The 26,184-nt window shown below is 66.6% G+C and carries 22 protein-coding genes; 9 read left to right on the top strand and 13 right to left on the bottom strand.

The window, feature by feature from the left end; all coding sequences use genetic code 11:
- Nucleotides 1-163: 163 nt before the first annotated feature.
- Nucleotides 164-1,762, top strand: coding sequence for an HlyD family efflux transporter periplasmic adaptor subunit (locus WI697_RS05410; RefSeq protein WP_345957721.1), 1,599 nt, complete (start codon nucleotides 164-166; stop codon nucleotides 1,760-1,762).
- The gene (locus tag WI697_RS05405) at nucleotides 1,759-3,372 is read left to right on the top strand and encodes a glycosyltransferase (RefSeq protein WP_345957720.1); all 1,614 of its coding nucleotides are present in this window, start codon (nucleotides 1,759-1,761) and stop codon (nucleotides 3,370-3,372) included. Before WI697_RS05410 ends, WI697_RS05405 begins: the two co-directional genes overlap by 4 nt.
- A 31-nt stretch (nucleotides 3,373-3,403) precedes the next feature.
- Here the strand turns inward: WI697_RS05405 and WI697_RS05400 are convergent, their stop codons facing one another.
- From WI697_RS05400 to WI697_RS05380, 5 genes are all read right to left on the bottom strand, one after another.
- A complete protein-coding gene (locus WI697_RS05400; protein ID WP_345957719.1) occupies nucleotides 3,404-4,210 on the bottom strand; it encodes a polysaccharide lyase in 807 nt (268 codons plus the stop codon).
- A 131-nt stretch (nucleotides 4,211-4,341) separates the two neighbouring features.
- Nucleotides 4,342-5,625 (bottom strand): TRAP transporter large permease, encoded by a 1,284-nt coding sequence (locus WI697_RS05395; protein ID WP_062765631.1) that lies wholly within the window; start codon nucleotides 5,623-5,625, stop codon nucleotides 4,342-4,344.
- Nucleotides 5,622-6,128: a TRAP transporter small permease gene (locus WI697_RS05390; RefSeq protein WP_062765628.1), complete on the bottom strand. Its 507-nt coding sequence runs from the start codon at nucleotides 6,126-6,128 to the stop codon at nucleotides 5,622-5,624. Before WI697_RS05390 ends, WI697_RS05395 begins: the two co-directional genes overlap by 4 nt.
- Before the next feature lie 108 nt (nucleotides 6,129-6,236).
- Complete coding sequence (dctP, locus tag WI697_RS05385; protein ID WP_062765625.1) at nucleotides 6,237-7,232, bottom strand: TRAP transporter substrate-binding protein DctP; 996 nt, start codon at nucleotides 7,230-7,232, stop codon at nucleotides 6,237-6,239.
- Between the two features lie 249 nt (nucleotides 7,233-7,481).
- Nucleotides 7,482-9,134 carry an amidohydrolase family protein gene (locus tag WI697_RS05380; protein ID WP_082828637.1) on the bottom strand — a complete coding sequence of 551 codons (1,653 nt, stop codon included), beginning with the start codon at nucleotides 9,132-9,134 and terminating at the stop codon, nucleotides 7,482-7,484.
- 252 nt (nucleotides 9,135-9,386) lie between these two features.
- Between WI697_RS05380 and WI697_RS05375 the strand changes: the two genes are divergently transcribed.
- Complete coding sequence (locus WI697_RS05375) at nucleotides 9,387-10,814, top strand: FAD-binding oxidoreductase (RefSeq protein ID WP_345957718.1); 1,428 nt, start codon at nucleotides 9,387-9,389, stop codon at nucleotides 10,812-10,814.
- Here the strand turns inward: WI697_RS05375 and WI697_RS05370 are convergent.
- Entirely contained in the window at nucleotides 10,780-11,856 is a 1,077-nt protein-coding gene (locus tag WI697_RS05370) for an AraC family transcriptional regulator (protein ID WP_345957717.1), read from the bottom strand. The two genes, WI697_RS05375 and WI697_RS05370, sit on opposite strands and share 35 nt — an antisense overlap.
- A gap of 165 nt (nucleotides 11,857-12,021) precedes the next feature.
- On the opposite strand from WI697_RS05370, the gene WI697_RS05365 reads away from it, so the two are divergent.
- On the top strand, nucleotides 12,022-12,816 hold the full coding sequence (locus WI697_RS05365; protein WP_345957716.1) for a crotonase/enoyl-CoA hydratase family protein: 795 nt from the start codon (nucleotides 12,022-12,024) through the stop codon (nucleotides 12,814-12,816).
- Nucleotides 12,817-13,051: 235 nt separating this feature from the next.
- On the opposite strand, the gene WI697_RS05360 is transcribed toward WI697_RS05365, so the two are convergent.
- From WI697_RS05360 to WI697_RS05340, 5 genes are all read right to left on the bottom strand, one after another.
- On the bottom strand, nucleotides 13,052-14,722 hold the full coding sequence (locus tag WI697_RS05360) for a N,N-dimethylformamidase beta subunit family domain-containing protein (RefSeq protein WP_345957715.1): 1,671 nt from the start codon (nucleotides 14,720-14,722) through the stop codon (nucleotides 13,052-13,054).
- On the bottom strand, nucleotides 14,722-15,672 hold the full coding sequence (locus WI697_RS05355) for an aminotransferase class IV (RefSeq protein WP_345957714.1): 951 nt from the start codon (nucleotides 15,670-15,672) through the stop codon (nucleotides 14,722-14,724). The genes WI697_RS05360 and WI697_RS05355 overlap by 1 nt, the downstream gene beginning before the upstream one ends.
- Nucleotides 15,673-15,675: 3 nt before the next feature.
- Entirely contained in the window at nucleotides 15,676-16,320 is a 645-nt protein-coding gene (locus WI697_RS05350; RefSeq protein ID WP_345957713.1) for a TetR/AcrR family transcriptional regulator, read from the bottom strand.
- A gap of 174 nt (nucleotides 16,321-16,494) precedes the next feature.
- The gene (locus WI697_RS05345) at nucleotides 16,495-16,953 is read right to left on the bottom strand and encodes a GFA family protein (protein WP_345957712.1); all 459 of its coding nucleotides are present in this window, start codon (nucleotides 16,951-16,953) and stop codon (nucleotides 16,495-16,497) included.
- 35 nt (nucleotides 16,954-16,988) lie between these two features.
- Nucleotides 16,989-18,620, bottom strand: a complete 1,632-nt coding sequence (locus tag WI697_RS05340; RefSeq protein WP_345957711.1) for an alpha-amylase family glycosyl hydrolase — start codon at nucleotides 18,618-18,620, stop codon at nucleotides 16,989-16,991.
- Between the two features lie 227 nt (nucleotides 18,621-18,847).
- Between WI697_RS05340 and WI697_RS05335 the strand changes: the two genes are divergently transcribed.
- The 5 genes from WI697_RS05335 (at nucleotide 18,848) to WI697_RS05315 (ending at nucleotide 25,024) form a co-directional block, all read left to right on the top strand.
- Nucleotides 18,848-19,993: an NAD(P)H-dependent glycerol-3-phosphate dehydrogenase gene (locus WI697_RS05335; protein WP_345957710.1), complete on the top strand. Its 1,146-nt coding sequence runs from the start codon at nucleotides 18,848-18,850 to the stop codon at nucleotides 19,991-19,993.
- Nucleotides 19,993-20,715 (top strand): HAD-IIB family hydrolase, encoded by a 723-nt coding sequence (locus WI697_RS05330; protein ID WP_296711061.1) that lies wholly within the window; start codon nucleotides 19,993-19,995, stop codon nucleotides 20,713-20,715. The genes WI697_RS05335 and WI697_RS05330 overlap by 1 nt, the downstream gene beginning before the upstream one ends.
- 78 nt (nucleotides 20,716-20,793) lie before the next feature.
- Nucleotides 20,794-22,314: a glucosylglycerol-phosphate synthase gene (ggpS, locus tag WI697_RS05325; RefSeq protein WP_062765593.1), complete on the top strand. Its 1,521-nt coding sequence runs from the start codon at nucleotides 20,794-20,796 to the stop codon at nucleotides 22,312-22,314.
- Nucleotides 22,315-22,544: 230 nt separating this feature from the next.
- Entirely contained in the window at nucleotides 22,545-23,297 is a 753-nt protein-coding gene (locus WI697_RS05320) for a pyridoxine 5'-phosphate synthase (RefSeq protein ID WP_345957709.1), read from the top strand.
- Between the two features lie 143 nt (nucleotides 23,298-23,440).
- On the top strand, nucleotides 23,441-25,024 hold the full coding sequence (locus tag WI697_RS05315) for a Fic family protein (protein ID WP_345957708.1): 1,584 nt from the start codon (nucleotides 23,441-23,443) through the stop codon (nucleotides 25,022-25,024).
- Between the two features lie 122 nt (nucleotides 25,025-25,146).
- Here the strand turns inward: WI697_RS05315 and WI697_RS05310 are convergent, their stop codons facing one another.
- On the bottom strand, nucleotides 25,147-25,581 hold the full coding sequence (locus WI697_RS05310) for a hypothetical protein (protein ID WP_345957707.1): 435 nt from the start codon (nucleotides 25,579-25,581) through the stop codon (nucleotides 25,147-25,149).
- Between the two features lie 10 nt (nucleotides 25,582-25,591).
- A complete protein-coding gene (locus WI697_RS05305; protein WP_345957706.1) occupies nucleotides 25,592-26,146 on the bottom strand; it encodes a type III effector protein in 555 nt (184 codons plus the stop codon).
- Nucleotides 26,147-26,184: the final 38 nt, after the last annotated feature.

Raw genomic sequence — 26,184 nt, 5'->3', positions numbered from 1 at the left:
TAATGTCCTGCGTGCAGCTTTCCGACGGTCATTAAGGCTGCCAATCCGATGCCGCATCGTATGGAAGTTTTCATTTATGGGGCGTATACCCTTGGGACATGACGTTGCAGACCATGACCCATTCGAGCGACCTTGAAGCAGTGCCGAGGATATTGAGGATATCATGAGTGCGTCCGACCCAACCTCTCGCCCTTCGCCGATCACCAGCAAGAGTGGGCAGCGGGTCCATCCGCGGATCGATATCCCCCTGACCGTCGAGATCAACGGTGTTCGGCATGTGGTGGCGGATTGGAGCCTGGGTGGATTCGGGCTCGAAGCCTCCGCACCGGACTGCGAGGCCGGTGATGTCTTCAAGTGCCGCCTCATCTTTATCTTCCCGCATGTCGAAGCGACGCTGACACTGCTGGCGAAAGCAGTGCGGGTCGTCGATGGCAAGGGGCGTGGCTTTCAGTTCGTCGACATGACGGCGGATCAGGCCGAGGCACTGTCCTACATCGTCGACAATTACCTGGCGGGCGACATTGTCACTGTCGCTGGGCTGGCATCGCACGGGATGCCTCCGGAGATCAGTTTCTCCGACGAAACAACCCGACGGATGCGGGCAGTGTCGGCCGCGCTGCGGCTTGGGGCGATTCTGGTGGTGACGATTGGCGTGGCAGCCTTCGGTGCCGTCTCGTTGCTGTCGAGTTTCCTGACCGTTCAATCCGAATATGCGGCGGTGGCGTCGGACCGAATCGTGATGCGGGCGCCGCAGGCAGGCTTTCTGCTGGCGGCAACCGCGACGACCGGTGAGACGGTTACGCGCGACAGCGTTCTCTTCGAGATCAGCGCGCCGGTCAATCCGCAGGATATTGCGGCGCTGGAACAGGAGATCGTTTCAGCGCAGAAACAGATCGAGCTTGAGGTAGAACATCTGTCTGACGTGGAGGCCGCCTTCGGCTCCTGGGTGGGCCAGTTGCAGGCCGACATTGCCGCCGCCGATACACGTGTGCGTCTGATGACGTCTGAGGTCGCGGTTCGTCAGCGCCTGTTTGATCGCCGGGCCGGCCTTGCGAAAGATGGCCGCGCAGCTGCCGTGCAGGTCGACGAGGCAGAGGTGGCCTTGCGTCAGGCCCAGATTGCTCTGGCCGACGAAAAGGCAACCCTCCAGCGGTTGCGGGATGAACTGAAGCTTGCCGGTGCCGGTCTCTATCTCGGCGACACCCGCGCCACCCGCCAGACTCCCGGCGATGTGCGCCGCAGTCTTGCCGAGAGGCGCGAACAACTCTCAGCCAAAGAGGCGACCCTGCGTGCCCGACAGGCGCGGTTTGTGGTCCGCAGCCCATGCGACTGCGTGGTCGAGATGCAGGGCGCCAGGGACGGCGAATATGTGGAAGCTGGCACCGCCGTTTACGGGCTGGGCGATGGCCACGATCAGGGCACCGAGGTTGATGTGCTGCTGCCGATCGATCAGGTCCGCTATCTCCGTATCGGTGGTGAGGCGCGCGTTCTTCTGTCGGATCAGGCCGAAGAGATCGACGGACGGATCGCTCGGATCAATTTTAACCCGCGCAGCACCGGCAGAACCGGTCTGCCCGAGCAATTGCGGGCTGTCAGCCGTTTCGCGCTGGTCACAGTGACGTTGCCGCCATCGATGCCGAGACCCGTGAGCGGCGTGCCGGCGATTGTCGCCATGCGGATCCATCCGGGCGATCTTCTGTTCAAATTGACAGGGATCGGCTGGTTCACCTCCGACGCCAATCCGGGTGAGCCAACGACATGAAGCGGCCGGTGGATCGGTTCAAGGTTTTGCTGCCTGGCTATGAGGAGACGTCGCCACGCTTCTCTATGTGGGCCGGTATCGCGTTCTGGATCATGCTGATCATCTTCCTGGCCAGCATCGTGCCAACGGCCGTGCTAACCCCGGGCACCACGGTGTTCATTGCGACGATCGGCATCATCGGGATCTGGCGGTATTCCTGGGCGGCGATGCATTACGTCAGGGCATTCCGCTACAAATTCTTCGTGTTTCCCCGTATCCGCGCCGCCGCCGATGCCGCTCGTCTGCCTCTTCCCTATTTTTATATCCTCGTCACCAGCTTCCGGATGTCGGCGCAGATGAACGCGGCGGTCTATGGGCGCCTGATCGACGAGATTGCAGCCTGTGGCAGCGGTGCCACCATCATTGCCGGTGTAACCGATCCCGCCGACATTGAGGTGCTGCGCCGCGTGGTGCGGCGTCATGCCGAGTCGGCGCGCGTGGTGCTGCTGCCGGTGTTCCAGGCGGGCAAGGGCAAGCGTCACGCCATGGCGGATGCCCTTGAACTGATCGCGGCGCGCCATCCGAAGCCCGGTTCACAGGTGATCCTGATGGATGGTGACACTTTGCTCGGCGAGGGCTGTCTTGCCAGGGCCGCATCAATCATACAGACGAACCCTGATGTCGGCGCCGTGACCACTGAAAATGTACCGCTGGTGAAGGGCAGCGCGTTGCAGCGTGAATGGTATCGCCTGCGCATGGCACAGCGCAGTGTGCTGATGTGCTCGGTGTCGCTGTCGCGCAAGGTGATGGTGTTGACCGGCCGATTGTCGCTGTTTCGTGCGGAGATCGCTACACGCCCCGACTTCATCGTCGCCGTGCGCTCCGATGTGATACACCATTGGCGGCTGGGGCGGATTGCGCTGCTCACCGGCGATGACAAAAGCACTTGGTATGCGGTGTTGCGGAGCGGTTGGAACATGCTCTATGTTCCGGATGCGGTGGCTCACCCGCTGGAAGAACTGCCCGCAGGCGGTTTCGTGCCGGCCAGTCTCTCGCTCATGTCGCGCTGGTATGGCAACATGATCCGGGCCAATGGCCGCGCCCTGGCTCTGGGACCACATCGTACAGGCTGGTTTCTGTGGATGTGTCTGCTGGATCAGCGGCTGTCGATGTGGACGACGCTCATCGGCCCCACCTTTGCGGGCCTCCTCGGCCTTCTCCATGCACCGGTGTTTCTGCTGATCTATGTCTTCTGGATCGTCCTGACCCGAAGCTTCAACAGTGTAGTCATCGGCCTGCATGGGGGGCGGTTTCACCCCTGGTTCCCGGCGCTGCTCTATTACACTCAGTTCGTCGGCTCGGTGGTGAAGGTGTTCATGAGCTTTCATCCCTATCGTCAGAAATGGACCCGGCAGAAGCTGGCCGCTGGCTCAGGATCGACCGGCCTCGCCGTGTTGAACAGTCTGACGTCGTATGTCTACAACATTGCCGCTGTCATCGCCTTCGTGCTGTTCGTCGCCTATATCGGCGACGTGGCCAGCCAAGCCGACCGCCAGCTTGGTCGGGCTTCGGGCTCCGACATTGATCTGATGGCCGCTGAAACACCGATGATGCAATTCGGCGGGCGCTGAGCGGGTTGGCTGGCAGGGCGGCCCCGCGCTGTCAGGGCCGAAGCCAGATCGTGATATCCGCGAAGGATGCAGACTGGTCGCGCGGTGACGCCCAGTCTGGGCTGCTGCCGCCGAAGAAGGTCGACATCATCAGTCCGGCGCCGCTGCCCACGGGCAGCCGGCCCTGGAACGAGGTCATTTCGATACCGTCGATAAGCAGGCGCAGATGGCCATCCACACCCGGGCGCAGATGCTCGACGACTTGGGTCCAATGCCCGGGCCTAAAGTGGAAATGCGCGCGCCCCAGGCTCTGGCCATAGGGCTGCGCCTGATCCGGTGCATAGAGATAGAGTTCGCCGGCCCCAGCCTCGCGCCACATGAGCCGGGCGGAAAATCCCTCCGTACGGTCTGTGGCGCCACCGCGTGGCGCATCCCCACCATAGAGGCCGGGCAGTTTCCCGCCGCGTGCGAATGCGAAGCTGTCGGGAAAGCGGACCTCATAGCTCAAACAGATCTCTCGGGCGTCATGCGCGCCCGGGACGGGCAGAAAGAATCCCAGCCCGCCTCTGGGTGCATCCCGCCGGCCGGGGTTTATCGATCCTTCGGGGTAGCGGACCTGAAGGATCGCCCGGCCGTCTTCCTGCACCATGCCAGCATTGTCGAGCCCCCAGAGATGGACGACCGGCAGCGCCATCCAGGCCTGGTCGGGGTTGCCATTGGCGAGAGGGCCGAGCTGGAGTGGTGCCGCAAAGCCAGGGCCGCATGGGGCCGGCGCGGTTCCGGCCCGTGCCGGCGTGGCGATGGACATCATGGCGCCGGCAGTGACGGCCACGATGAGGATAGAGCGGGTGATTGTCATCGCGGACCATCTCTGTCATCCGGGGTGTCTCGCCTGGAATACCGCCGGCAACGACAAAAGCCAACCATCATCAGGCATTTCATCACCGCGACGCGATGCCAGCCGCCGTCAGGGACGATGGTTGAAGATGGTCACCCCAGCAGGCGCGGCAGGGCCAGCACCACCCACGGGACATAGGTGATCAGCGCCAGCACCAGGATCTTGACCAGCAGCATCGGCCAGAGCGCCTTGGAGACCTCTTCGACCGACAGCCTGCTGATCGCGGCGCCGACGAACAGCGAATAGCCGAAGGGCGGGGTGGCCATGCCGATCGCGAAGTTGATCACCACGATCGCGCCCAGATGGATCGGGTCCAGCCCCAGGCTGGTGCCGATGCTGGTCAGCACGCCGCCCAGGATGATCATCGCCGCCACATTGTCCATGATCGCGCCGATGAACAGCAGCAGCACGTTGATCATCATCAGGATGACGATCGGGTTCGACGAGACCGACAGGATGGCCTCGGCGATCACCGTCGGCAGCTGTTCGATGGCGACCAGCCAGCCGAAGGCCGAGGCGACGGCGATGATGCTGCAGACGATGGTGGTGGTGCGCATCGACTGGAGCAGAATGCCCGGCAGGTCGCGGACCTTCAGCTCGCGATAGATGAACATGCCGACCACGAAGGCATAGGCGACGCCGATCGCCGAGGCCTCGGTGGGGGTGAAGATGCCGCCATAGATGCCGCCCAGAATGACCAGCGGCGCCGCCAGTGCCCATTTGCCGTCATTCAGCGCCACCAGCAGTTCGCGGGCGGTCGCCCGGCGGGTCGCCTTGGGGATGCCCTGGGCGCGGGCGGCGAACCAGCACACCGTCATCAGCCCGATGGCGATCAGGATGCCGGGCACGATGCCCGCCAGGAACAGTTTGGTGATCGACTGTTCGGCGACCACGCCCCAGATGACCATTGGGATCGAGGGCGGGATCATCTGCCCGATCGGCCCGGCGGCGGTCGAGAGTGCCGCGGCGAAGCGGCGGCTCCAGCCGTGGCGCTCCATCTCGGGCACCATGATGCCGCCGATGGCGGCGGTGGTGGCCGGTGCCGAGCCCGAGATCGCGGCGAAGAAGGTGGCCGAGAGCACGGTCACCATGCCGAGCCCGCCGGTCACATGCTGCACCAGCACCTGGCAGAGCCGGACCAGGCGGCGCGACAGCCCGCCATGCATCATCAGATCGCCGGCCAGCACGAAGCCCGGAATGGCGAGCAGGGTGAAGACCTGGGTGCCCGAAATCGTCCGCTGGGCCAGCACGATCAGGTCGAAATCGGCGGCCCAGAGCCCGGCGATGGCGGCAAGGCCCAGCGAGAAGACGATCGGCACGCCGCTGAACAGGCAGACGGCGAAGGCGATCAGCAGAACGGCTGCGGCGGTGCTCATACCATGCCTCCGGTTTCGGGCGTGCCGTCGATCACCGATTGCGGGGCCAGCAGCCGGGCCAGGGCGTGGATCGCGCCCAGCACGCCGGTCACCGGGGCCGCCATGTGCAGCGCCTCGATCGGGTATTGCACCGCGGCCGAAACCTGGCCCAGCGTCGCCGAGACGTATTCGGCCCCGGTCACGGCGAAGACCACGCAGAAGATCAGCACGGCGAGGGTCAGGACGCGCATCCAGATCCGCCGGGCCGCCTGGGGCAGCAGGTCGATGACCAGCTGCAGGCGGACATGGCCGTCGTCGCGGATCGCGGTCGTGGCGGCGAGCAGCACCACCCAGGTGAACAGGAACAGGGCGAGTTCCTCGGTCCAGGTGAAGCCCTGGCCGAGCACATAGCGCGAGAACACCTGGAGGATCAGGCTCACCATCATCACGGTGGTGATGGCCACGATCACCCAGCCGGTCACCCGGGCAAGCCCGCGCGAGAGGGTCTGGAGCAAAGCCGACATGGGGGAGCTACCGTCTGCCGTCAGGGTCGGGGGGATGCGCTGGTCCGGAATGGCATCCGGCCGGCAGCGCGGGGGGCGCACTGCCGGCCGGACGGTCCGTCACCGGGGTCAGTTGACCTCGGCGAGGGCCTTGTCCATCAGCTCGGCGCCGATCCGCGGCTTGAAGCGGTCGTAGACGCCGGTCACCTTGGCGCGGAAGGCGGCGGGATCATTGATCTCGTTGACCGTCATGCCGGCGGCCTTCAGCTCTTCGATGATCCTGGTGGTGTTCTCGGCCACCTGCGCGCGCTGGGCGGCGATCGCCTTGGGGGCTGCGCGAAGCACCGCTTCCTGCTGTTCCCTGGTCATCTTCTCGAAGCTGCGCTTCGAGATCAGCACGCCCAGCGCCGAATAGGTATGGCGGGTGAGCGAAAGATACTTGGTGACCTCGGCGAACTTGTTGGCCTGGATGACCGCGACCGGAATTTCCAGCCCGTCGATCGTGCCCTGCTGCACGGCGGTGAAGGTCTCGCCCCAGGCCATCGGCACCGGGTTGCCGCCCAGCGAGCTGAACATTTCCAGGAAGACCGGGTTCTGCATCACCCGGTATTTCACGCCCGACACGTCGTCGGGCTGGGCCACCGGGCGGGTGTTGTTGATCATGTGGCGGAAGCCGCCCTCGGCGAAGCCCAGGCCGATGATGCCGCGATTGCGCAGCTTGCCCATCAGCTCCTGGCCGACATCGCCGTCCAGCACCTTGTGGGCCTGGGCCTCGTTCGCGAACAGGAAGGGCAGGTCCAGCAGCTGGAAGGCCGGCTCGACATTGGCGATCACGGCATTGGTGATGATGCCGCCGTCGATGGTGCCGAAGGACATGCCTTCGATCATTTCCTTCTCGTCGCCCAGCTGGCGGTTCGGGAAGTACTTCACCTCGAACACGCCGGGCATCTCGGCTTCCAGCGCCGCGGCGAAGTCGCGCGCCGCGATCGCATAGGGGTCGGTCGCACCGTCAGAGGTGGTCCAGCCCAGCTTCAGGGTCACGTCGGCGGCCATCGCCGGCACGGTGGCGACCAGCGCGCCAAGGCCGAGTGCTGCGCCGAGAAGGGTGCGTCGGGTGAAACCCATGGGTGCGTTCCTCTTGCTTTTCAGGCAGTTCGCGAGACGGGGGCGGGGGAACGGCTTACCAAAGCCGTTCCAGGCCGCCATTGAGGCGGCGGCCAAGGCCACGGAGTGGCCGCCCGGCGAGGGACTAACAGACTCCCGCCATTGAGGCGGCGGCCAAGGCCACGGTAGTGGCCGCTTGGGCCGAGGGACTAACAGACTCCCGCCATTGAGGCGGGGGCCAAGGCCACGGAGTGGCCGCCCGGCGAGGGGCTAAAACGACTCCTCGAAGCCGTAGAGCCTGGCGGGGTTGGTTGCCAGAATGCGGTCGCGCGTGGCGGCGTCGGGCGCCCAGTCGTCGAGCATGTCGAGCAGGTCGCCGTCATTCGGCATCGGGATGTTCACGTAAGGGTGCGGCCAGTCGCTGGCCCAGACCACCCGTTCCGGATTGGCCGCGATGATCGCGCGGGCATAGGGCGCCACGTCGTCATAGGGCGTGCGGCTGGCCGAGGTGATGCGATAGGCGCCTGAGATCTTGGCCCAGGCGCGGCCGTCGGCCAGCAGCGACAGCATCTCCTGAAAGCCCGGATGGTCGGTGCCGATCGAGGTCGGCATATGGCCCAGATGATCGAAGACCACATCGACCGGCAGGCGGCCCAGGGTCTCGCGGATGTCGGCGAATTCCGACACGTCGATCAGCATCTGCATATGCCAGCCGAAGGGGGCGATCTTCTCGGCCAGGCGGCGGACGTCCGAGACCTCGATCCCGCTCTTGAACAGCAGGTTGATGCGCACGCCGCGCACGCCGGCCTCGTGCATCCGTTCCATCTCGGCGGTGTCGATGTTCTCGTCCACCACCACCACGCCGCGGAAATCCGGGCCGCCGGCGCGGATCGCATCCAGCGTTGCGCGGTTGTCGGTGCCGTAGACGCTGGGCTGCACGATCACCGCGCGCTGGATGCCCAGCGTGGCGAGCATGTGCTTATAGGCCGGCAGCAGGGCATCCGGCGGGGTGTAGGTGCGGTGCCGCGTGTAGGGGTAGCGGCTTTCGGGGCCGAAAATATGCGCATGACAGTCGCAGGCGCCCGGCGGCGGGGTGAAGCGCGGCTTGCGCGGCTGCGGATCTGCGGGCGCGCAGACCGGTATGAGATTCTCTCCGATCAAGGTCATCCTGCTTTCTTCCCAACCCTGCAGGCCGCGGAGGCCCAGGCGGTCGGCGGATCTGAGCAGATGGAACCAGGCCGCGCGGCGGGCCTTGTCCGGATCGCCCAGGCGGACGGCCGTCAGGATCCCCTCGAATTCACGCAGCAGCTTGCGCGCGGCATCGCGGCCGCCGGTCGCGCGTTCGGTTTCCACCGACAGCGCCACGCGGATGCGCGAGGCCAGGAACTGCATGAAGTCGCGGAAATGCGGGTTGTTGCTCGCGATGGCGATCGCGCGGTGAAAGGCGTGCTGTTCGTCGACCGCCGCTTCCCCGCGCTCCAGCCGGGATTTGAGGGCCTGGAACGCCTCTTCGACCTTCTCCAGCTGGGCACGGCTGCGCCGGCGTGCGGCCATGGCCGCGACGCTGACCTCCAGTTCCATGCGGAGTTCCATCACATGGCGGAAATCCTCGATGGTCCTGAGCCCGTCGGTGTCGATCTGGAACGAGGCGGCACCCGGATCCTCGGTCACGAAGGCGCCCACACCCTGGCGGGTGGTGACCAGGCCTTCCTGCCTCAGTTTCGCGATCGCCTCGCGGATGGCGCTGCGGCCCACGGCGAACTCGACGGCGAGTTCGGCCTCGGTCGGCATGCGTTCGCCCGGGGCGAAGACGCCGGTCGCGATCCGCTCGGAAATCTGCCGGGCAATCTCGTCGGACAGTCTTTTCGGACGATTGAGTGCCTGGAACTGACGTTCCGGCGCCTTTCCGCTGCGGTCGGTCACGTGTTTCATCCCCGTCTGTCGCGCCTTGTCCTTGGATACGGGTCCCGCAAGCGGGCCCCCTTGGGGTCTTGATGCCAGTGGCGCGGCCTGTTGTCACGACTAGCATGACGTCAGTTGTCTGACAACTGAAATCCGATGTATGAATTTAGCCCTGGGCAGCGCCCCGCAAGCCTGCCATCCTCGCCCCGCCGCCGGCCCGCTCGTCACCTCGGGCATGCGCGCCGCGGCCAATCATTCGGAGGAACCGGACCCATGCCTGCCGCCGCCACCATCGCGCCCGATACCCTGATCGACCGCCTGCGCGGGATCACCGGCCCGCGCGGTCTGATCACCGATGACGGCGACATGGCGCCGTTTCTCGAGGACTGGCGGAAGCTTTACAGGGGCCGGGCGATCGCCGTGGTGCGCCCGCAATCGACCGAAGAGGTCGCGGGCGTGGTGCGGCTTTGTGCCGAGGCCGGGATCGCGATCGTGCCCCAGGGCGGCAATACCGGCCTGGTCGGCGGGGCGGTGCCGGGGCTCGACGGCGCCTCGATCCTGCTGCAGCTGGGCCGGATGAACCGGATCCGCACGCTCGACACGCTCGATTTCTCGATGGTGGTGGAAGCGGGCTGCGTGCTGGAGACGGTGCAGCGTGCCGCCGCCGATGCCGGGCGCAAATTCCCGCTCAGCCTTGGGGCCGAAGGCACCGCCCAGATCGGCGGGCTGATCGCCACCAATGCCGGCGGCATCCATGTCATGCGCTATGGCATGATGCGCGATCTGGTGCTGGGGCTGGAGGTGGTTCTGCCCGACGGCTCGGTGCTGTCGGAGCTGACCACCCTGCGCAAAAACAATGTCGGCTATGATCTGAAGCAGCTGTTCATCGGTGCGGAAGGCACGCTCGGCATCGTGACGGCCGCCTCGCTCAAGCTGTTCCCGCAGCTGCGCGCCAGCCGCACCCTGTTCTTCGCGCTGCCCTCGCTCGCCGACGGGCCGAAGCTGCTGTCGCTCTGCCGCGAGTTCACCGGCGATGCGGTGGAAAGCTTCGAGCTGATCCCGCGCCAGGGCATCGATTTCGCCACCGCCCATGTGGCGGGCGTGGTCGATCCGCTGGAGGGGCGGCCGGAATGGACGGTGCTGACCGAAATCTCCGGCCGCTCCGATGAACGCCTGCAGGAGGATCTGGACCGGCTGGTCGAAGAGGCCTTCTCGGCCGGGCTCGTCACCGACGGCACGATTGCCCAAAGCGAGGCCCAGGCCAAGGCGCTCTGGCTGCTGCGTGAAGCCATCGTCGAAGGCCAGCGTCTGGCGCCGGGCATCCAGATCAAGCACGACGTCTCGGTCCAGGTGTCAGACGTGCCGGCCTTCGTCCATGCGGCCTCGGAAGCGATCTGGCGGGTGCATCCGGATGCGCTGATCAACCCCTTCGGCCATCTGGGCGACGGCAACATCCACTTCAACGTCCAGCTGGCGGCCGGTGCGTCCAGGGAAGCGGTCGACGGCGTGTCGGACATCACCTATCGGGTGGTCGATCGGTTCTCGGGCTCGATCAGCGCCGAGCACGGCATCGGCCGGCTGAAGGCCGCCTCTTATGCCAAACGCTGCCCGAAGCCGCGCGCCGAGCTGATCGCCCGGCTGCGCAAGGCGGTGGATCCCAAGGGGCTCATGAACCCGCTCGTGTTCCGCGCCGGGAAATAGGGGCGGCGCTCTCCCCGCCGGCCGCGCCGCCGCCGGGCTGGCGATAGGCCCCCGGCGTGCTGCCGGTCCAGGCTTTGAAGGCGCGATGGAAGACCGCGGCGGAATCGAAGCCCAGCTCGGCTGCGATCGCCGCGATCGGCCGGTCGGTGCGGGTCAGCTCGCGGATCGCGATGTCGCGGCGCAGCGCTTCCTTCACCGCCCGGAAACAGGTGCCTTCCTCGGCCAGCCGGCGCGACAGGCTGCGGGTGGACTGGCCGAGGGCCGCGGCGACCGCGGCCAGATCGGCGGGCCCGGCCCGATCGCGGGCCAGTTCGTCGCGCACCCGGTCGGCCATCTGCGGCTCGCGCAGCGTGGTGAACAGCCACTGCCTGGGGGCGGCATGCAGGAAGGGCAGCATCTCCTGCCGGCTGCGCCGAAAGCTCTCCCGCCCGATCGCGGCCGGCATGCACAGCCGGGTGACCGGCGCGTCGAAGCGCACGGGGCAGGGGAAGAGCAGGGCATGATCGGCGGCATGGGCCGGGGCCGGAAAGGCGAAGTCCACCCCGGTCACCGGGGTTTCGCGGCCGGCCAGCCATGACGTCACGCCGTGATGCAGCTTCATCATCAGCGCATGGCCGAAGGGGCGGGTGACGGCGTCGTCGGCCGCCCTCTCAAGCGTCACCTCGATGGTCTCGCCCAGGCGGTGGCACTCCAGCCGCCAGTCGTCGAGCAGCAGGTTCCAGACCCGGGTGAAGCGATAGAGCGCGGTCAGGATGGATGGTGCATCCAGGATGGCGGTGCACAGCAGCTTCAGGGATCCGGTGCGGATCCGCCGCGACCACAGCCCCATCATCTCGTCGCCGGTGCCGATCGCCACCTGTCGGTACAGCGCCACCATCTGGTCGCGGGTCACGCGTGCCGCCGGGGCATCCAGCAGGTCGGGGGCGATGCCGGCCGCGGCCACGAAACCGCGCAGCCGGTCAGGCGTGGTGATGCCGGCCGCCGCCTCCAGCAGCCCGTGCACGAAACCGGTGGAGAGCGTGTCGCCGGCATCGGTGTGCATGTCTCCGCCCTCCTGGCATGGGGGGATGAAGTTTGGCGGATTATGCATATCGGGCGGCGGGTCGTGGGATTTTTTCCGGCGGGATTTCAGCGTATGCCTGCCGATAAGGCGCCGGCACCGCGTGCCGTGCGCGGCGTAATCCGCCAGCAGATCCGGAGAGCCAGCATGACCACCATTCCCGCCCCGTCATCCGACGACGTGCTCAAGATCGAGATCGACGGCAATGTCGCGATCGTCACCATCAACCGGCCCGAGATGCGCAACGCGCTCGACGAGGCCGCGGTGGCGAAGATCGACGCCTTTTTCTCCAACGTGCCGCCCGAGGTGGGCGCGATCGTGCTTCAGACCGAAGGCCCGCATTTCTGCGCCGGCCTGGATCTGAAGGAACATCACGCCAAGCGCCGCTCGCCGACCGAATTCATGCGGGTCTGCCAGGGCTGGCACCGCGCCTTCGACAAGATGCAGCATGGCGGCATCCCGATCGTGGCGGCCATGCAGGGTGCGGTGGTCGGCGGCGGGCTTGAACTGGCCGCCGCCGCCCATGTCCGCGTCGCCGACCGCACCGCCTATTTCGCCCTGCCCGAGGGCCAGCGCGGCATCTTCACCGGCGGCGGCGCCACCGTCCGCGTCGCCCGCATCATCACCCCCGGCCGCATGATCGAGCTGATGCTCACCGGCCGCGTGATCGATGTGGAAGAGGGCCGGCGCCTGGGCCTTGCCCATTACATCGCCGACGACGCCCGCGCGACGGCGCTGGACCTCGCCCGCAAGATCGCCGGCAATGCCCGGCTGTCGAATTACGCCATCGTCACTGCGATCAACAAGATCTCGGACATGTCGGCCACCGACGGCCTTTACACCGAAGGCCTGATCATGTGCATGGTCCAGACCGCCATCGACGACGTCCAGGGCCGGCTGGGCGATTTCGTCGGCAAGCGGACGGAGAAGGTGCAGCTGTAACGGCTGTCGGCTCCTGACTGCCTGTATATCCGGGCGTCATTTCTGCCCGGTCACGTCCGGGAGTGCTGCGACGATTTCTTCGGGTGCAGCACTCCCGGAAGCTTGCGGCGGCAATGTACATCATCGCATACCCCGGATACACGAAGACCCGCGCTAAGCGCGGGCCTCGGAAAGTACGCAGGATAAGGGCCCCTGCAATACGGTTTAGAGACGGGGAGTGTTCCTGGGGGGGCAATCAACCTCCGTGCACCCGCCCCCCACAAAACCGGTCCAGCACGTTGCGCGTCACCCGCTCGGTATAGGGGTCGCGGGTGATCAGCCCGTTGACCCATTCGCAGGTGCCGGCGGTGAACACCTCGCCGGCGCCCTTGGTGAAATGCACCACCATGCCGCTGCCGCGGGCGTGTTTGCGGATGCTCTCGTCTGATTGATCGTCGGTCAGCAGCGCGGCGCGGAAGCGGGCATCGGCATCGCCCAGCATCAGTGACCAGCCGTCTTCGGGCCGGCCGCCTTCGGCCAGGGTCGCCCAGCCCATGGCCAGGATCTGAAGACCATCCGGCGCGCCGTCGGTGAAGCGGGGTTCCGGCAGGCCGTCGGTGAAGGTGTAGTCCAGCCCGTCCATTTCGAAGCCGAAGATATTGGCCTCGTCGCCGAACATGTCGGCATAGCAGAGCCCCGTGCCGGCAAAGGCCCAGTGTTCCGGCCGGAACACGGTGAAGCCGCGCGGTGCCCGCCGCGCCATGCCGCCGAAGGCGGCATAGATGCCACGGAGCGCATTCACGCCGAAGGTTTCCGCCCCCGGCCGGCCGACCAGCGGGTCTTCCCAGGCGCTGGTGAGGCGGGTGGTGTCGCCCGACAGCCGGATCGGATCATGGGTGCGGGCATCGTATTTGTACGAGACCTGGCGGCGGAGATCGTCCTCCAGCCGGATCTGCCAGAGGAAATTGCCGGCGAAGCGCGCCACCCTGCCGCCACGCGCGACATAGCCGTCCACCGTGTCGCGCATTTCGGCCGACCAGTATTCGTCATGGCCGACGAAGACCGCGCAGTCATAGCCGTCCAGCGCCGCCGGGTCGGCATGGAGGTCTTCCTGGGTCAATACCTCGACCCGATAGCCGGCCTGTTCCGCCCAGATCAGGAAGGGCCGTTCGTAGGAGGCCCAGCCGGCGAGCGCGTAATATTTGGTGAAGCCGTGCAGGAAGGCCCATTCGACGCAGTCATAGCGTGCCGGACCGGGGCCGCGGGGGCGGATCGCGTTCACCGACCGGGGCGCCCCCTCGGGCAGCTGGATCTGGCCGCGCGCCCAGGGTCTCTGGGTCGAGAGGATGGGGGAGCGGCCGCGCGGACGCTCCGGGTCCATGCCGTAATAGTGATTGGCGCCGCCCCAGTCGTTATAGGCCGACCAGGTGCCGGTGGCGGCGACCAGGGCGATGCCGCCCGCCGGTTCCGGATTGCGGATCACCACCAGATGGTGACCCAGGGGCAGGGCGGCCGGGTCTGCGGCATCGCGGATCTCGATCAGATAGCCGCCGGGGGCCAGATCGGCAGGGATGGTCCAGTCATGGGCCACCGGCCAGCCACAGCCGGTTTCCCAGGCCCGTTCGGGCACCGCATGGAACCCGGTTTCCAGCGGCCCGATTTCGGCCGCGAGCCGTGGCGTCGCCCCCTCGCGCAGGATGCGCAGGCGCACCGCTTTCAGGGTCGACGACAGGTGCAACCGCACCGTTTCTCCCGGCCGGTAGCTCCGCCGGTCGGAATAGCACCAGGCGGCCGCCGGCCCGTCGGGTTCCGGACGCTCTGCCCAGAGTTCCCGGGCGCCGTTGCGCGGCCCTGACAACGGCTTTGCCCTCAGGTCACCGCCGGGGCGGTCGCCCCGTGCGGATCCGGAACCGGTTGCCGTGCTCATCAGGCGGCCTCCAGCCCGGCGGTCGCGTCCAGCGGCAGCACCGGCGTTGCATAGCGCGGATCGGCATGGGCCGCCCAATAGGCGTCGTAGAGCCGCATGGTCACGGGGCCCGGCCGGTCATTGCCCAGGATCCGGCCACCCACCCGCGACACCGGCATCACCCCGCCGGCGGTGGTGGTGGTGAAGACCTCGTCGGCCTCGTCCAGCATCTCGCGCGTGATCGGCGCCACCCGGCCCTCAAGGCCCAGCCCGTCGCACAGTTCCAGCACCGTCTTGCGGGTGATGCCCTGGAGCGCGCCGCGATCGGGGGTCAGCACCCGGTCGCCCGAGACGATGAACACGTTGAAGCCCGGCCCCTCGGTCAGGAAGCCGTCGCGGTCGAACAGGATCGCGGTGTCGTACCCCTCGTCATGGGCCTCCAGCAGGCCCGAGGTCAGGTCGCTCCACTGGTAGTTCTTGACCGTGGGGTCGACCGAGGCATCGGGCACGCGCGGTGTGCCGGCGATCCACAGATGCGCGCCGCGGGCCTGAACGTCCTTGGGGATCACGTCGATCCAGGGGATGGCATAGGCGATCAGATGGTTGTCGCAGTCTTCCGGGCGGCGCGAGCCCGCAACCCGCGGCCGGCCGCGCGAACAGGCCATGGCGACATAGGCATGGGACAGCCCCGCCAGCGCCACACAGCGATGCAGGATCGCCTCGATCGCCGCCCGGTCCTCGGCCGGCTTCAGCCGGCGGCGGGCCATGGCCCGCTCGAAGCGGTCCAGATGGTCCTGCAGGCGGAAAAAGGCGCCGTCATGGACATGGACCACGTCATAGACCACGTCCGACCGGGTGAAGCCCCAGTCGGTGACGGGCAGGACGGCCTCGTCCATCGGCACGAAACGGCCGCGGACCCAGGCGGCGCCGCCGGCGAAGCGGCCGGTCCCGGTCTCGTTCTGATCAGTCATGGCTCAACCCCCCAGGGGATGGACGCGCTTGGGCGTGTTCTCGGCAATGTAGAGGCGCAGATAGGCGATGCGGGCGCGGAGCGATTCCGCGGCCATCTCGGGCATCACATCGCCGTCGCGGGCGAAAGACAGCGCCCAGATCGCATCGCCGATGGTCATGGAGACGGGCAGGGCGCGGGCCAGCTCGTCGCTGTCGGGCACCACGAAATGGCGCAGCAGCCGGTCATACTGGATTTCGCCGATCTGCCGGTTGGCGGACAGATCGGCCGATCGGATCTGCCAGCCGCTTTCCGGCCCCAGCAGCAGCCGCATCGCCACCGGATGGCTGCGATAGAAATCGAGCGCCCGGTCGCAATGAATGCGGAACAGATCGGTCCAGGCTTCGAGCCGGTCGTGATCGACCTCCTCTTCGGCCAGAACCTCGAACTTCTCCATGTACCGCCGGGCCAGCTCGAACAGCAGCACCCGCGTGTTGGGAAAGTAGTGGTAGAGAGAGGCCGGCGGCACGCCTGCCGCCGCCGCCACTTCGGGCAGGCTGATTTCGGTGGTGCCCCGCTGCTGGAGCACGCTTTCCGCCGCGTCGAGAATGCTCTCGAAACGCAGCCTTCCACGCCGTTGTCTGGGCGCGTCTGCGACCGTCGACGTCATCCGGCTCCCCCCGAACTGAAGTCGATCCGATTCCATGTGAAGAAGAGCCTAGCGTGAGATCCTGAGGCACTCAAGCCGGTAAATTCGAATTGATTCGAGTTTTGTGGCGCGGGTGCCGGGGCCATAAAAAAGGCGGCCCCCGCCGGGCCGCCTTGAAGCTGCCGGTGGCGGCCGTCAGGATCCGGGCGTCGCTGGCGTACCGGCGAATTCGGCCAGCAGGGCCGGCCAGGCGTCCATCGGCGGGAAGCCCGGATAGCTGTGGGTGGCGGGGGTGGTGGCCCAGGGCAGTTTGTCCGCGGTCCAGGTTTCCATGAACGGGCGGAAGCCGGCCGCGTCGGCCAGCAGGGTGGCGCGCACGTTCACCAGCTCGTCCATGCCGTCGGGGCGGGTGAACAGCCAGCTGGCGCAGTCCGGGCAGAAATGATGCGTGGCCATCTGCCCCACCCGCCGCGCCACCGGCGTGCCCGAGGTCACCCGGAAGCGGTCGGAAAGATAAAGGCTGCTGAGCGAAAAGGCGCTGCCGGTCATGTGCTGGCATTCATGGCAATGGCAGGCCATGGTGATCAGCGGCCGGCCTTCGACCTCGAAGGTCACCGCGCCGCAGCGGCAGGTTCCGGGAATTTTATCATCCATCTCGCATCTCCCGTTTCGGGGGTGGGGGGGCAGGCTCAGTCGCGCAGCCAGGCGAAAACCGCACCATAGGGCGGCAGGGTGACGCGGTCACCCTCCACCCAGCCCAGCGCCAGGCGGTGATCCTCGTCCACCTCGTCCACCTCGCCCGCCAGTGCCACCGATCCGCCGCGGCCGGCCAGTTCGATCGCCACCATCAGCCGGCGGCCGTTCAGGCTGCGCACCAGGCAGATCATGTGCTCGGTGGCCTCGACGATGTCGATGTCGCCGGTCACAAGCTCGGGCCGGGCCTTGCGCCAGCGCAGGAAATGGCGGGTGAAGGACAGCACCGATTGCGGGTCGGCCGCCTGGGCCGCCACCGCCCTCAGCAGATGGTCGTTGGGGATCGGCAGCCAGCCGTCGACGGTGGAAAAGCCGGCATGGCGGTCGCCATCCTCCCAGGGCATCGGCGTGCGGCAGCCGTCGCGGCCGGCGAAATCGGGAAAGAAGTTGAGCCCGTAGGGATCCTTCAGCTGTTCATAGGGCACGTCCGCCTCGGGCAGGCCCAGTTCCTCGCCCTGATAGAGGAAGACCGTGCCGCGCAGCGAACAGAGCAGCGCGATCAGGGCCTTGGCGAATTCCGGCGGCGCATCCCGCCCGCCCCAGCGCGAGACCACCCGCTCGACATCATGGTTGCTGAACGCCCAGCTGGGCCAGCCGTCGCGCCCCGGCCGGCCGTCGATGCCGTCGGCATGAAAGGCGTCGACCGCACCGGTCACATGGCGCGGATCGAATTCCGGGCCGAGCAGGGCGAAGGAATAGGCGGTATGAAGCGGCGCCTTCGGCCCGGCATAGTCGCGCATCACCTTCAGGCTGTCGTCGTCGGCGATCTCTGCGATCAGCAGAATATCGCCGTATTCATCGGTGAGCGCGCGCAGGCGCCTGAGGAACCCAAGGGTTTCCGGTTGTGATTTATTATAAAGATGCCGCTGATAGTTGTACGGATTGGAGGGCGTCACCGCCTCGGTCGGCGGCATGTCGTCGGGGCGCGGCGGGTTGTTCCGCAATTGCGGGTCATGGGTCAGGCAGTTGCAGGCATCCAGTCGGAAGCCGTCGACGCCGCGGTTCAGCCAGAAGCGACATTCGTCGAGCAGGGCATCCTGCACCGCGGGCAGGTGCAGGTTCAGATCGGGCTGATCGGTCAGGAAGTTGTGCAGATAGTATTGCCGCCGCCGCGGTTCCCAGGTCCAGGCACTGCCGCCGAACATCGACAGCCAGTTGTTGGGTGGCGTACCGTCGGGGCGCGGATCGGCCCAGACATACCAGTCGGCGCGGGCATTTTCGCGGCTGCGCCGGCTTTCCTGAAACCAGCGGTGGCGCTGCGAGGTGTGGCTCAACACCATGTCGATCACGACCTTGAGCCCCAGCCGGTGCGCCTCTGCCAGCATCACATCGAAATCGTCGAGCGTTCCGAATAGCGGGTCGACTTCCCGATAGTTCTCGACGTCATAGCCGAAATCAGCCATCGGGGACTTGAAGAAGGGCGAAATCCAGACGGCGTCCACGCCCAATGCCGCCAGGTGCCCCAATCGCCTGGTAACACCCGGAAGATCACCGACACCATCCCCGTTCGTATCCTGGAAGCTGCGCGGATACACCTGATAGATCACCGCACCTCGCCACCATTGCATAGGCTCGTCCCTTCGCTGTCGCGCCCGCTGGCGCATCGTGATATGATCATAGCGTTTGATGCGTGCGTTTCACGCGTCCTTTGGCGGTTTTCCGCGGGACACCCTTCATTCCGCTGCAGCGCAGCATATATCTATGACCAACGTGCCGGTTCGATCGGCGCGACCGACAACAACGAGGGAGCATCATCGCGGTGAGTATCGAGGAGAGCAGCAACGCTCCGGAGCCCGTGCCCGTCATCACCCCGTTCCGGCGGGTGGCGGTGATCGGCGGCGGCGCCTGGGGCAGCGCGCTCGCAATGGTGGCGGAACGGGCAGGGCGTGAGACCCGTCTGTGGATCCGCGAAGCCGAGGCCGTGGCGGCGATCCGCGCCGGCGGCCGCAATCCCTTTCTTCCAGACCACGACATGCCGGCCGGGATTTCCGTCACCGGCGACATGGGGCAGGCGCTCGACGGCGCCGATCTGGCCCTGCTGGTCATCCCCTCGCAATTCCTGCGGGCGATGGCGGCAGAGGTGGAGCGCCATGCCGCACCGGGCATGCCGGTCGTGATCTGCAGCAAGGGGATCGAACGCGACACCGGCCTGCTGATGACCCAGGTGATCGCCGAGGTCATGCCCGGCCGCCCCCAGGCGGTGCTCTCCGGCCCCAGTTTCGCGGCCGAGGTGGCCGAGGGCCAGCCCACCGCCGTCACCATCGCCTCGGCCGATGTTCAGCCGCTGGACGATGACGAGGACGGGCCGCTCGACCCTGAAAGCATGGGGGCGGCGCTGGTCGCCTCGCTGGCGGCGCGGGTGGCGGTGACGCTTGGGACCACCAGTTTCCGGCCCTATCTCTCCGACGACCTGACCGGGGTCGAGGTCGGCGGCGCGGTCAAGAACGTGCTCGCCATCGCCTGCGGCATCGCCGCCGGGCGGGGGCTGGGCTCCAATCCGCGCGCGGCGATCATCACCCGCGGGCTGGCCGAGCTGAAGCGGCTGGCCCAGGCGCTGGGCGGCCGGCGCGAGACCGTCACCGGTCTTGCCGGCATCGGCGATCTGACGCTCACCTGCTCCAGCGAGCAGTCGCGCAATTTCACCTTCGGCCTGGCGCTGGGCCGCGGCGCCACGCCCGACGAGGCGCTGGCCGGCAAGTCGGCCGTGGTCGAAGGGGCCGTGAATGCCGAGACCGTCACCGCGCTGGCCCGCAGGCTGGGCGTCGAGATGCCGATCTCGGAAGCGGTACACGCCATCATCCGGGGCCGGCTCGATATCGATGCCGCAATGACCGCCCTGCTCACCCGCCCGATCCGGGCCGAAAGCCGCGCGCTGGAGCCGGTGGTCGCGATCGACCACCCCGCCACCCGCGCGAGCGATCTCGAGACGACGGACGCCTGATGACCGAACACAAGCTGATACTCGCAACCGACCTCGATGGCACCTTCCTCGGGGGCTCGGACGAAGACCGGCGCGCGCTCTATCAGGCGCTTCAGGCCCGGAACGACGCGCTGCTGATCTTCGTGACCGGCCGCGATCTGGGCTTCATCCGCGAACTGGTCGCCGAACCCGGCATGCCGCATCCCGATTTCGTGATCGGCGATGTGGGGACCACCGTGGTCGCCGGCCGCGATTTCCGGGTGGTCGACGAGGTACAGGCGCCGATCGCCCGGGCCTGGAACGATGCGGGCGAGCGGGTCAAGGCCATGCTGTCGGGGGAGCCCGGCATCCGGCTGCAGCCCACGCCGTTCGAGCGGCGGGTGAGTTATTGGTACGAGCCGGCCGAGCTTGAAACCGCCACCCTCGACAAGATCGCGGCCGCCGGGTTCGACTGGCTGCTCTCGGCCGATACCTTTCTGGACGTGCTGCCCAAGGGGGTGGCCAAGGGGCCGACCCTGCTGCAGCTGGTCGAAACCCTCAACCTGCCGGCCGATCGGGTTCTGGTCGCCGGCGACACGCTGAACGACCTCTCGCTGTTCGAAACCGGACTGAAAGGGGTGGCGGTCGGCAATTCCGAGCCGCGCCTCGTTGAGCAGCTGACCGACAAGCCCTGGGTTTACCGGAGCACCGGCCACGGTGCCGCCGGCATCGCCGAGGCGATCCGCCATTTCGGCCTCGACTGAGCCCGCGGGTGCCTGCCGGTACCGGCAGAACCCGCCCGCCCCCAGCCGGGACCGCAACCGAGATCGAAAGGGACAGGGATGAACCGCAAGTCATCGCTCGTGATCGTCTATCACCGTCAGCCCTATGAGGAAGAGGTGGTCGGCGACCGCGTCGTCTATCGTGAAAACAAAAGCCCGAACGGGATCGTTCCGACGCTGAAGAGCTTTTTCGGCCGCGTGCCCGAAGGCAAGGGCGCGTGGGTGGCCTGGAAACAGGTCAGCCCCAAGCGCAAGGAAAGCTTCGAGCGGGTGATCGATATCGAGGACAGCTATGGCCGGTATTCGGTCTCGCGGCTGCCGCTGACCGCCGACCAGGTCAGGATGTTCTACCACGTCACCTCGAAAGAGGCGCTGTGGCCGATCCTGCATTCCTTCCCCTGGCTGTTCCGCTACGACACCACCGACTGGAACACCTTCCGCGAGGTGAACTGGCTGTTCGCCGAGGCGGCGGCCGCCCAGGCCGAGGATGATGCGCTGGTCTGGGTGCACGACTACAATCTCTGGCTGGTGCCCGGCTATCTGCGCCGGATCAAGCCCAGCCTGAAGATCGCCTTCTTCCACCACACCCCCTTCCCGGGGCCGGATGTGTTCAACATTCTGCCCTGGCGCGAAGAGATCGTGGACAGCCTGCTGGCCTGCGATCTGGTCGGCTTCCACATTCCGCGCTATGCCAAGAACTTCGCCGATGTCGCGCGTGCGCTGCGCGACGTGCAGGTGGATGCCACCACGCGGGTGGAGGATGGTATGTCGCCTTCGGGTCTGGCGCTGTCGGAACCCGAGGTGCCGGTGGCGGTGCGCCACAAGGGCCACAAGGTCGGCATCGACGCCTTCCCGGTGGGCACCAACCCGAATTTCGTCGCCAAGGTGCTCGACACCGAGGCCAACCAGACGCTTCAGTCGGAAATCGAGGAGGAACTCCGCGACCGCCGGCTGATCGTGGCGGTGGGCCGCACCGACTATACCAAGGGCATCCGCGAGACCCTGCAGGCCTTCGAACGCCTGCTGGAACGCCGGCCGGAGCTGCACACCAAGGTCAAGCTGATGGTGGTGTCGGTTCAGGCCGCCACCGGCATGCGCATCTATCGCGATACCCAGCGCGAGGTGGAGGCCCTGGTCGGGCGGATCAACGGCCGCTTCTCGACCCTTGGCTGGACACCGATCCTGCTGTTCTCGAACGCCATCCCCTTCGACAAGCTGATCGCCTATTACCGCCGCGCCGATGTCTGCGTGATCACGCCGCTGCGTGACGGGCTGAACCTGGTCGCCAAGGAATATGTGGCGGCCAAGCGCGGCCAGGAGGGCGCGCTGGTGCTGTCGGAATTCACCGGCTGCGCGGTGGAATTCCCGCAGGCGATCCTGACCAACCCCTATTCGGACCGGGCGATGGATGCCGCCCTCGACCAGGCGCTCGACATGGCGCCCGACGAGGCGCGGGCGCGCATGGCTTCGATGTACGAAACCGTGCGCCGCTACGACGTCGCCCGCTGGGCCGATCATACTTTCGAGCGGTTCGACGAAATCGGCACGCCCGACGAACCGCCGGCGCTGAAGGCGGTGTGACCGGGCGTCATGCCTGCGCGGGCAGGTGCTGACGGCTGCGGTTCAGGCTGAAGAAATTTCGCTGAACAATCGGTCGCGGGCGCCGGCCTTCCGGATATATCCTGTCCCCCGCCCCGCCGGCCCGGCGCTTTTGCTGCCAGGGCAGGCGGGGCGTGTTTTCGCCCGGGTGCATGTTTTCGCCCGGGTGACCGGCATGGGGTGCATGTGCGAACGACAGGGGACGGCGGCCGATGACCACCAAGCTCAGCGTCAATCTCAACAAGGTGGCGCTGCTCCGCAATCAGCGCGACAACGGCTATCCCGACGTGCTGGCGACGGCGAAGCGCGTGCTGCGCGCCGGCGCCCACGGCATCACCATCCATCCCCGACCGGACGAGCGCCATATCCGGCGCAGCGATGTGATGGACCTGGCCGGGCTGTTCGCGACCGACCTGCCCGAGGTGATCGGCGCCGAGTTCAACATCGAAGGCTACCCGTCGGAAGATTTCGCCGAGCTGGTCAACCAGGTCCGCCCGCATCAGGTGACGCTGGTCCCCGACGCGCCGGGGGCGCGCACGTCGGAAGAGGGCTGGGATTTCGACAGCCGGGCCGAAGAACTCGCCCGCGGCATCGATCTGGTGCGGCCCTCGGGCGCGCGCATCGCCGTGTTCATCAACCCCGACCCCAAGGCCCCGGCCGCGGCGAAGGCGCTGGGGGCCGACCGGGTGGAGATGTATACCGGCATCTACGCCATGGCCTGGGACCGCCCGGATTTCGAACCCGCCGCCGCCTATGTGGCCGCCACCGCCCAGGCCGCCGCCGAAGCCGGGATCGGCCTCAATGCCGGCCACGACCTGAACCTGGTCAACCTCGCCGACTTCCTGTCGCGCGCGCCCGCCTGCCTGGAAGTCTCGATCGGCCACGCCATCACCGCCGAAGCGCTGGACTATGGCTGGGACGAGACGGTGCGGCGGTATCTGGACATCATTGATGGGATAGGGTGAGCGGACACCCATGGCATCATCAGATTTGCGCAGAAGGCCCGCGGTATAAACGATTTTGCGCAGGCGTAAACGGCGGATAGGATTCCGGGTCGGGGCATCGCTGTTCCAGCGCAGCCTGCCGCCGCACCGGCTGGAGGTCTGCTATGCCTGATGTCGTGGATGATCCTGTCGGCGCTGCCTGGCTGATGCGGCATTACGGCGTCGCCCTGCCGGGCCGGCTTCGGGTGACCAGCCGGATCGGCGGGCGGCGGATGACGCAGACTGACGGCGTCGTGTCCCGCGAAACCTGGGTCGAGGCGATGCGGCCGGCGCCCCATCCGGCCGCTCATCTTCAGTTTCATCTGCGCCACGAGGTGCCTCATCTGGACTTTCTGGCGCGGCTGTTCGCGGCAAGCGGGCCCGACATCGTCCAGAACTGGGTGGCGGAACAGCCGACCGGGCGCTATGCGCGTCGCGCGGCCTTTCTCTACGAGTGGCTGACCGGGCGTATGCTGCAGGTCCCGCCTCGATCCGGCGGCAATTATGTCGATGCGATCGATGCGGCGGGCCTGGTCGCGGCATCGCCCGATCAAGTACAGAAGGTGGCGCGCTGGCGGGTGAACGACAACCTGCCGGGCACGCGACATTTCTGCCCGATCCTGGTCCGGACGCCTGCCATGGTGCAGGCGGCGGCGCTGGACGTTTCGGCACTTTTCAAAGATCTGGCGGCCGAATTCGGCGAAGACCTGCTGTTGCGTGCCGCTGCCTGGCTGACTCTCAGGGAAAGCCGGTCGAGTTTTGCGATCGAGGGCGAGGCCGATCAGGCGACGCGGATCCAGCGCTTTGCGGATGTCATGGCCCGGCGCACGGGGCAAGGGGGTGTGCCGCTCGACGATTCCGCCCTGGCTCTGTTGCAGCGCGACATCCTGGGAGAGAAGACCGTGATCGGCCGCTTCGGCCTGCGCCAGTCCCCGGTCTTCATCGGCGAGACCTTGCACTATCAGAACCTCGTCCACTATGTGGCCCCGCCCGCCGAAGACCTGGTCCCGATGCTCGACGGGCTGCGCAGTTTCCTGGTGAAGACCGCGGGTCAGTCGCCGGTGATGCGGGCGGCGGTGGCCGCCTTCGGCTTCGTCTATATCCATCCGCTCGCCGACGGCAACGGCCGGGTTCATCGCTTCCTGATCAACGACCTGCTGCGGCGCGACGGCACGATCCCCGCTCCGGTTATCCTGCCGGTCTCTGCCGTGATCACCGATGATCCCGGCGAACGACGCGCCTATGATCAGGTGCTGGACGAGGTTTCGGCGCCGCTGATGCAGGCGATGCGCGATCAGATCAGCTTCCGGCCGACCGGGGCCATGTATCCGGATGGCATCGTCTCGGATATCGAAATCAATGATCCCGACATGGCCCGGCCCTCCTGGCGCTACCCGGATCTGGCCCCGCATGTCGTGTTCCTGGCCCGGATCCTGGACCGCACGATCAGGGAACGGATGCGGGCGGAAGCCCGCGACCTCCGCCGCCACGCCCGGTCGCGCGCGGCGCTGAAGGAGGTGGTGGAGATGCCCGATCCCCAGGCGGACCGCGTGCTGCGTGCGATCGAGCAGAACCAGGGCCGGCTCAGCAACGCCCTTGTCCGCGAGATGCCGGTGCTGGGCGAGCCGGGGCTGTGGGACGAATTGGTGGCGGCGGTGAAGCGGGTTTGGGAGGAGGAGAATAGCCCGGCCGCGAGCAGGCGTGTTTAGGGGGCGTGTGGAGGCCTCGGCGCAGTCTGTAATGAGACTGGCATGCAAGATGGGGTGATCGTGGTACTGCTCGCGACCTGTCAGGCTGCCCCATGCCTCATCGGCTCTGCACTCTGTGATCGCTAAATGATCAAGGGAATATCCGTAGTGGATCGGGTGATCTCGTCGCGCTGCCTCTGCGGGTTAAGAACGTGCTGAATCCTGTTTGCGGCAGAGCTTTCATATCCCTGAACCAGACTGGCGAGATATTGAAGCCGTTTGGGGGTGCAGCCGACGATGTACCATCTGCGAATCGCCTCTTCCGGCAGGCGATCCCAGAAACCGGTCATGTTCAGATCTGCGACGGCCACCAGCAACTCATCCTGCCCGTCGGCCGTCTCCAGCGGCAGGTCGCGCAGGAACGCCCCGAACCGATCGAACACCTGCCCCCTCAGTTCGGGGGTATCCAGGGCCTCGGCGAGCTTGCGCCGTTCGCTGGGGCGCAGGCGGGCAAAGCTCAGGCGTGCCAGCCTGTTCACGACGTCTTCAGGTGTCAGCATGCTTGCTTCGCCCGGCATCGGCCCATCCTCAAGATTGTCCCGGAGGCCGGAAGTCGATGTGGAACTCCAGCCCGTGGTCGCGGAACAGCTTCTGCACATTCTGTAAATGTGCCACCGTCCGATCAGCCCGGAGACCGTAGCGACCGGACTTGTTGTTCAGATACCATATGGGAGGCGTCGCATCCGGATCAAAGATCAGTTCGCCCCCGATACGTGCCTTGCCCCCGCCGACCAGAGACGGATGTCCAAGCTTTGCCAGCGGTTTGGGCAAATCATGCATGCTACCGCCCAGCGTTTCACGGTTCAGCACAAAGCGGAACGTCTCATCATTTTCGTCAAACACCTCTTCGAAAGCCAGCCATATCTTTCCCGCTTCATCGACCAGCCAGAGCAGATAAACATCTGCCGCGATGACATCTCCATATTTGACTCTCTCCGCAATCGATCGGGTATAGATCTCAAGGAATCTGACTGTGTTTCTATCCAGCCGGCGTAAACTCTTCGGCTTGCATCGGTTTTCGAGGCCGACGACGCCTTGCCGTGCCGCCGTCAGTGCTGCTCCGAACAGATCATCCAGCGACATACATGGTCTCCGGGAGACACTGACGATCAATCGATACA

Origin of the sequence: Tistrella mobilis, assembly GCF_039634785.1 — a bacterium.
GTDB classification, from domain to species: domain Bacteria; phylum Pseudomonadota; class Alphaproteobacteria; order Tistrellales; family Tistrellaceae; genus Tistrella; species Tistrella mobilis.
Note: the sequence above shows the minus strand (reverse complement) of the source record. Positions and strands in the feature narration are given on the sequence as shown.

Bases quoted from the DNA above. Each gene is read 5' to 3' on its own strand.
- WI697_RS05410 (WP_345957721.1), top strand. From the start codon at position 164: ATGAGTGCGTCCGACCCAACCTCTCGCCCTTCGCCGATCACCAGCAAG.
- WI697_RS05405 (WP_345957720.1), top strand. From the start codon at position 1,759: ATGAAGCGGCCGGTGGATCGGTTCAAGGTTTTGCTGCCTGGCTATGAG.
- WI697_RS05400 (WP_345957719.1), bottom strand. From the start codon at position 4,210: ATGACAATCACCCGCTCTATCCTCATCGTGGCCGTCACTGCCGGCGCC.
- WI697_RS05395 (WP_062765631.1), bottom strand. From the start codon at position 5,625: ATGAGCACCGCCGCAGCCGTTCTGCTGATCGCCTTCGCCGTCTGCCTG.
- WI697_RS05390 (WP_062765628.1), bottom strand. From the start codon at position 6,128: ATGTCGGCTTTGCTCCAGACCCTCTCGCGCGGGCTTGCCCGGGTGACC.
- dctP (WP_062765625.1), bottom strand. From the start codon at position 7,232: ATGGGTTTCACCCGACGCACCCTTCTCGGCGCAGCACTCGGCCTTGGC.
- WI697_RS05375 (WP_345957718.1), top strand. From the start codon at position 9,387: ATGCCTGCCGCCGCCACCATCGCGCCCGATACCCTGATCGACCGCCTG.
- WI697_RS05370 (WP_345957717.1), bottom strand. From the start codon at position 11,856: ATGCACACCGATGCCGGCGACACGCTCTCCACCGGTTTCGTGCACGGG.
- WI697_RS05365 (WP_345957716.1), top strand. From the start codon at position 12,022: ATGACCACCATTCCCGCCCCGTCATCCGACGACGTGCTCAAGATCGAG.
- WI697_RS05360 (WP_345957715.1), bottom strand. From the start codon at position 14,722: ATGAGCACGGCAACCGGTTCCGGATCCGCACGGGGCGACCGCCCCGGC.
- WI697_RS05355 (WP_345957714.1), bottom strand. From the start codon at position 15,672: ATGACTGATCAGAACGAGACCGGGACCGGCCGCTTCGCCGGCGGCGCC.
- WI697_RS05350 (WP_345957713.1), bottom strand. From the start codon at position 16,320: ATGACGTCGACGGTCGCAGACGCGCCCAGACAACGGCGTGGAAGGCTG.
- WI697_RS05345 (WP_345957712.1), bottom strand. From the start codon at position 16,953: ATGGATGATAAAATTCCCGGAACCTGCCGCTGCGGCGCGGTGACCTTC.
- WI697_RS05340 (WP_345957711.1), bottom strand. From the start codon at position 18,620: ATGCAATGGTGGCGAGGTGCGGTGATCTATCAGGTGTATCCGCGCAGC.
- WI697_RS05330 (WP_296711061.1), top strand. From the start codon at position 19,993: ATGACCGAACACAAGCTGATACTCGCAACCGACCTCGATGGCACCTTC.
- ggpS (WP_062765593.1), top strand. From the start codon at position 20,794: ATGAACCGCAAGTCATCGCTCGTGATCGTCTATCACCGTCAGCCCTAT.
- WI697_RS05320 (WP_345957709.1), top strand. From the start codon at position 22,545: ATGACCACCAAGCTCAGCGTCAATCTCAACAAGGTGGCGCTGCTCCGC.
- WI697_RS05315 (WP_345957708.1), top strand. From the start codon at position 23,441: ATGCCTGATGTCGTGGATGATCCTGTCGGCGCTGCCTGGCTGATGCGG.
- WI697_RS05310 (WP_345957707.1), bottom strand. From the start codon at position 25,581: ATGCCGGGCGAAGCAAGCATGCTGACACCTGAAGACGTCGTGAACAGG.
- WI697_RS05305 (WP_345957706.1), bottom strand. From the start codon at position 26,146: ATGTCGCTGGATGATCTGTTCGGAGCAGCACTGACGGCGGCACGGCAA.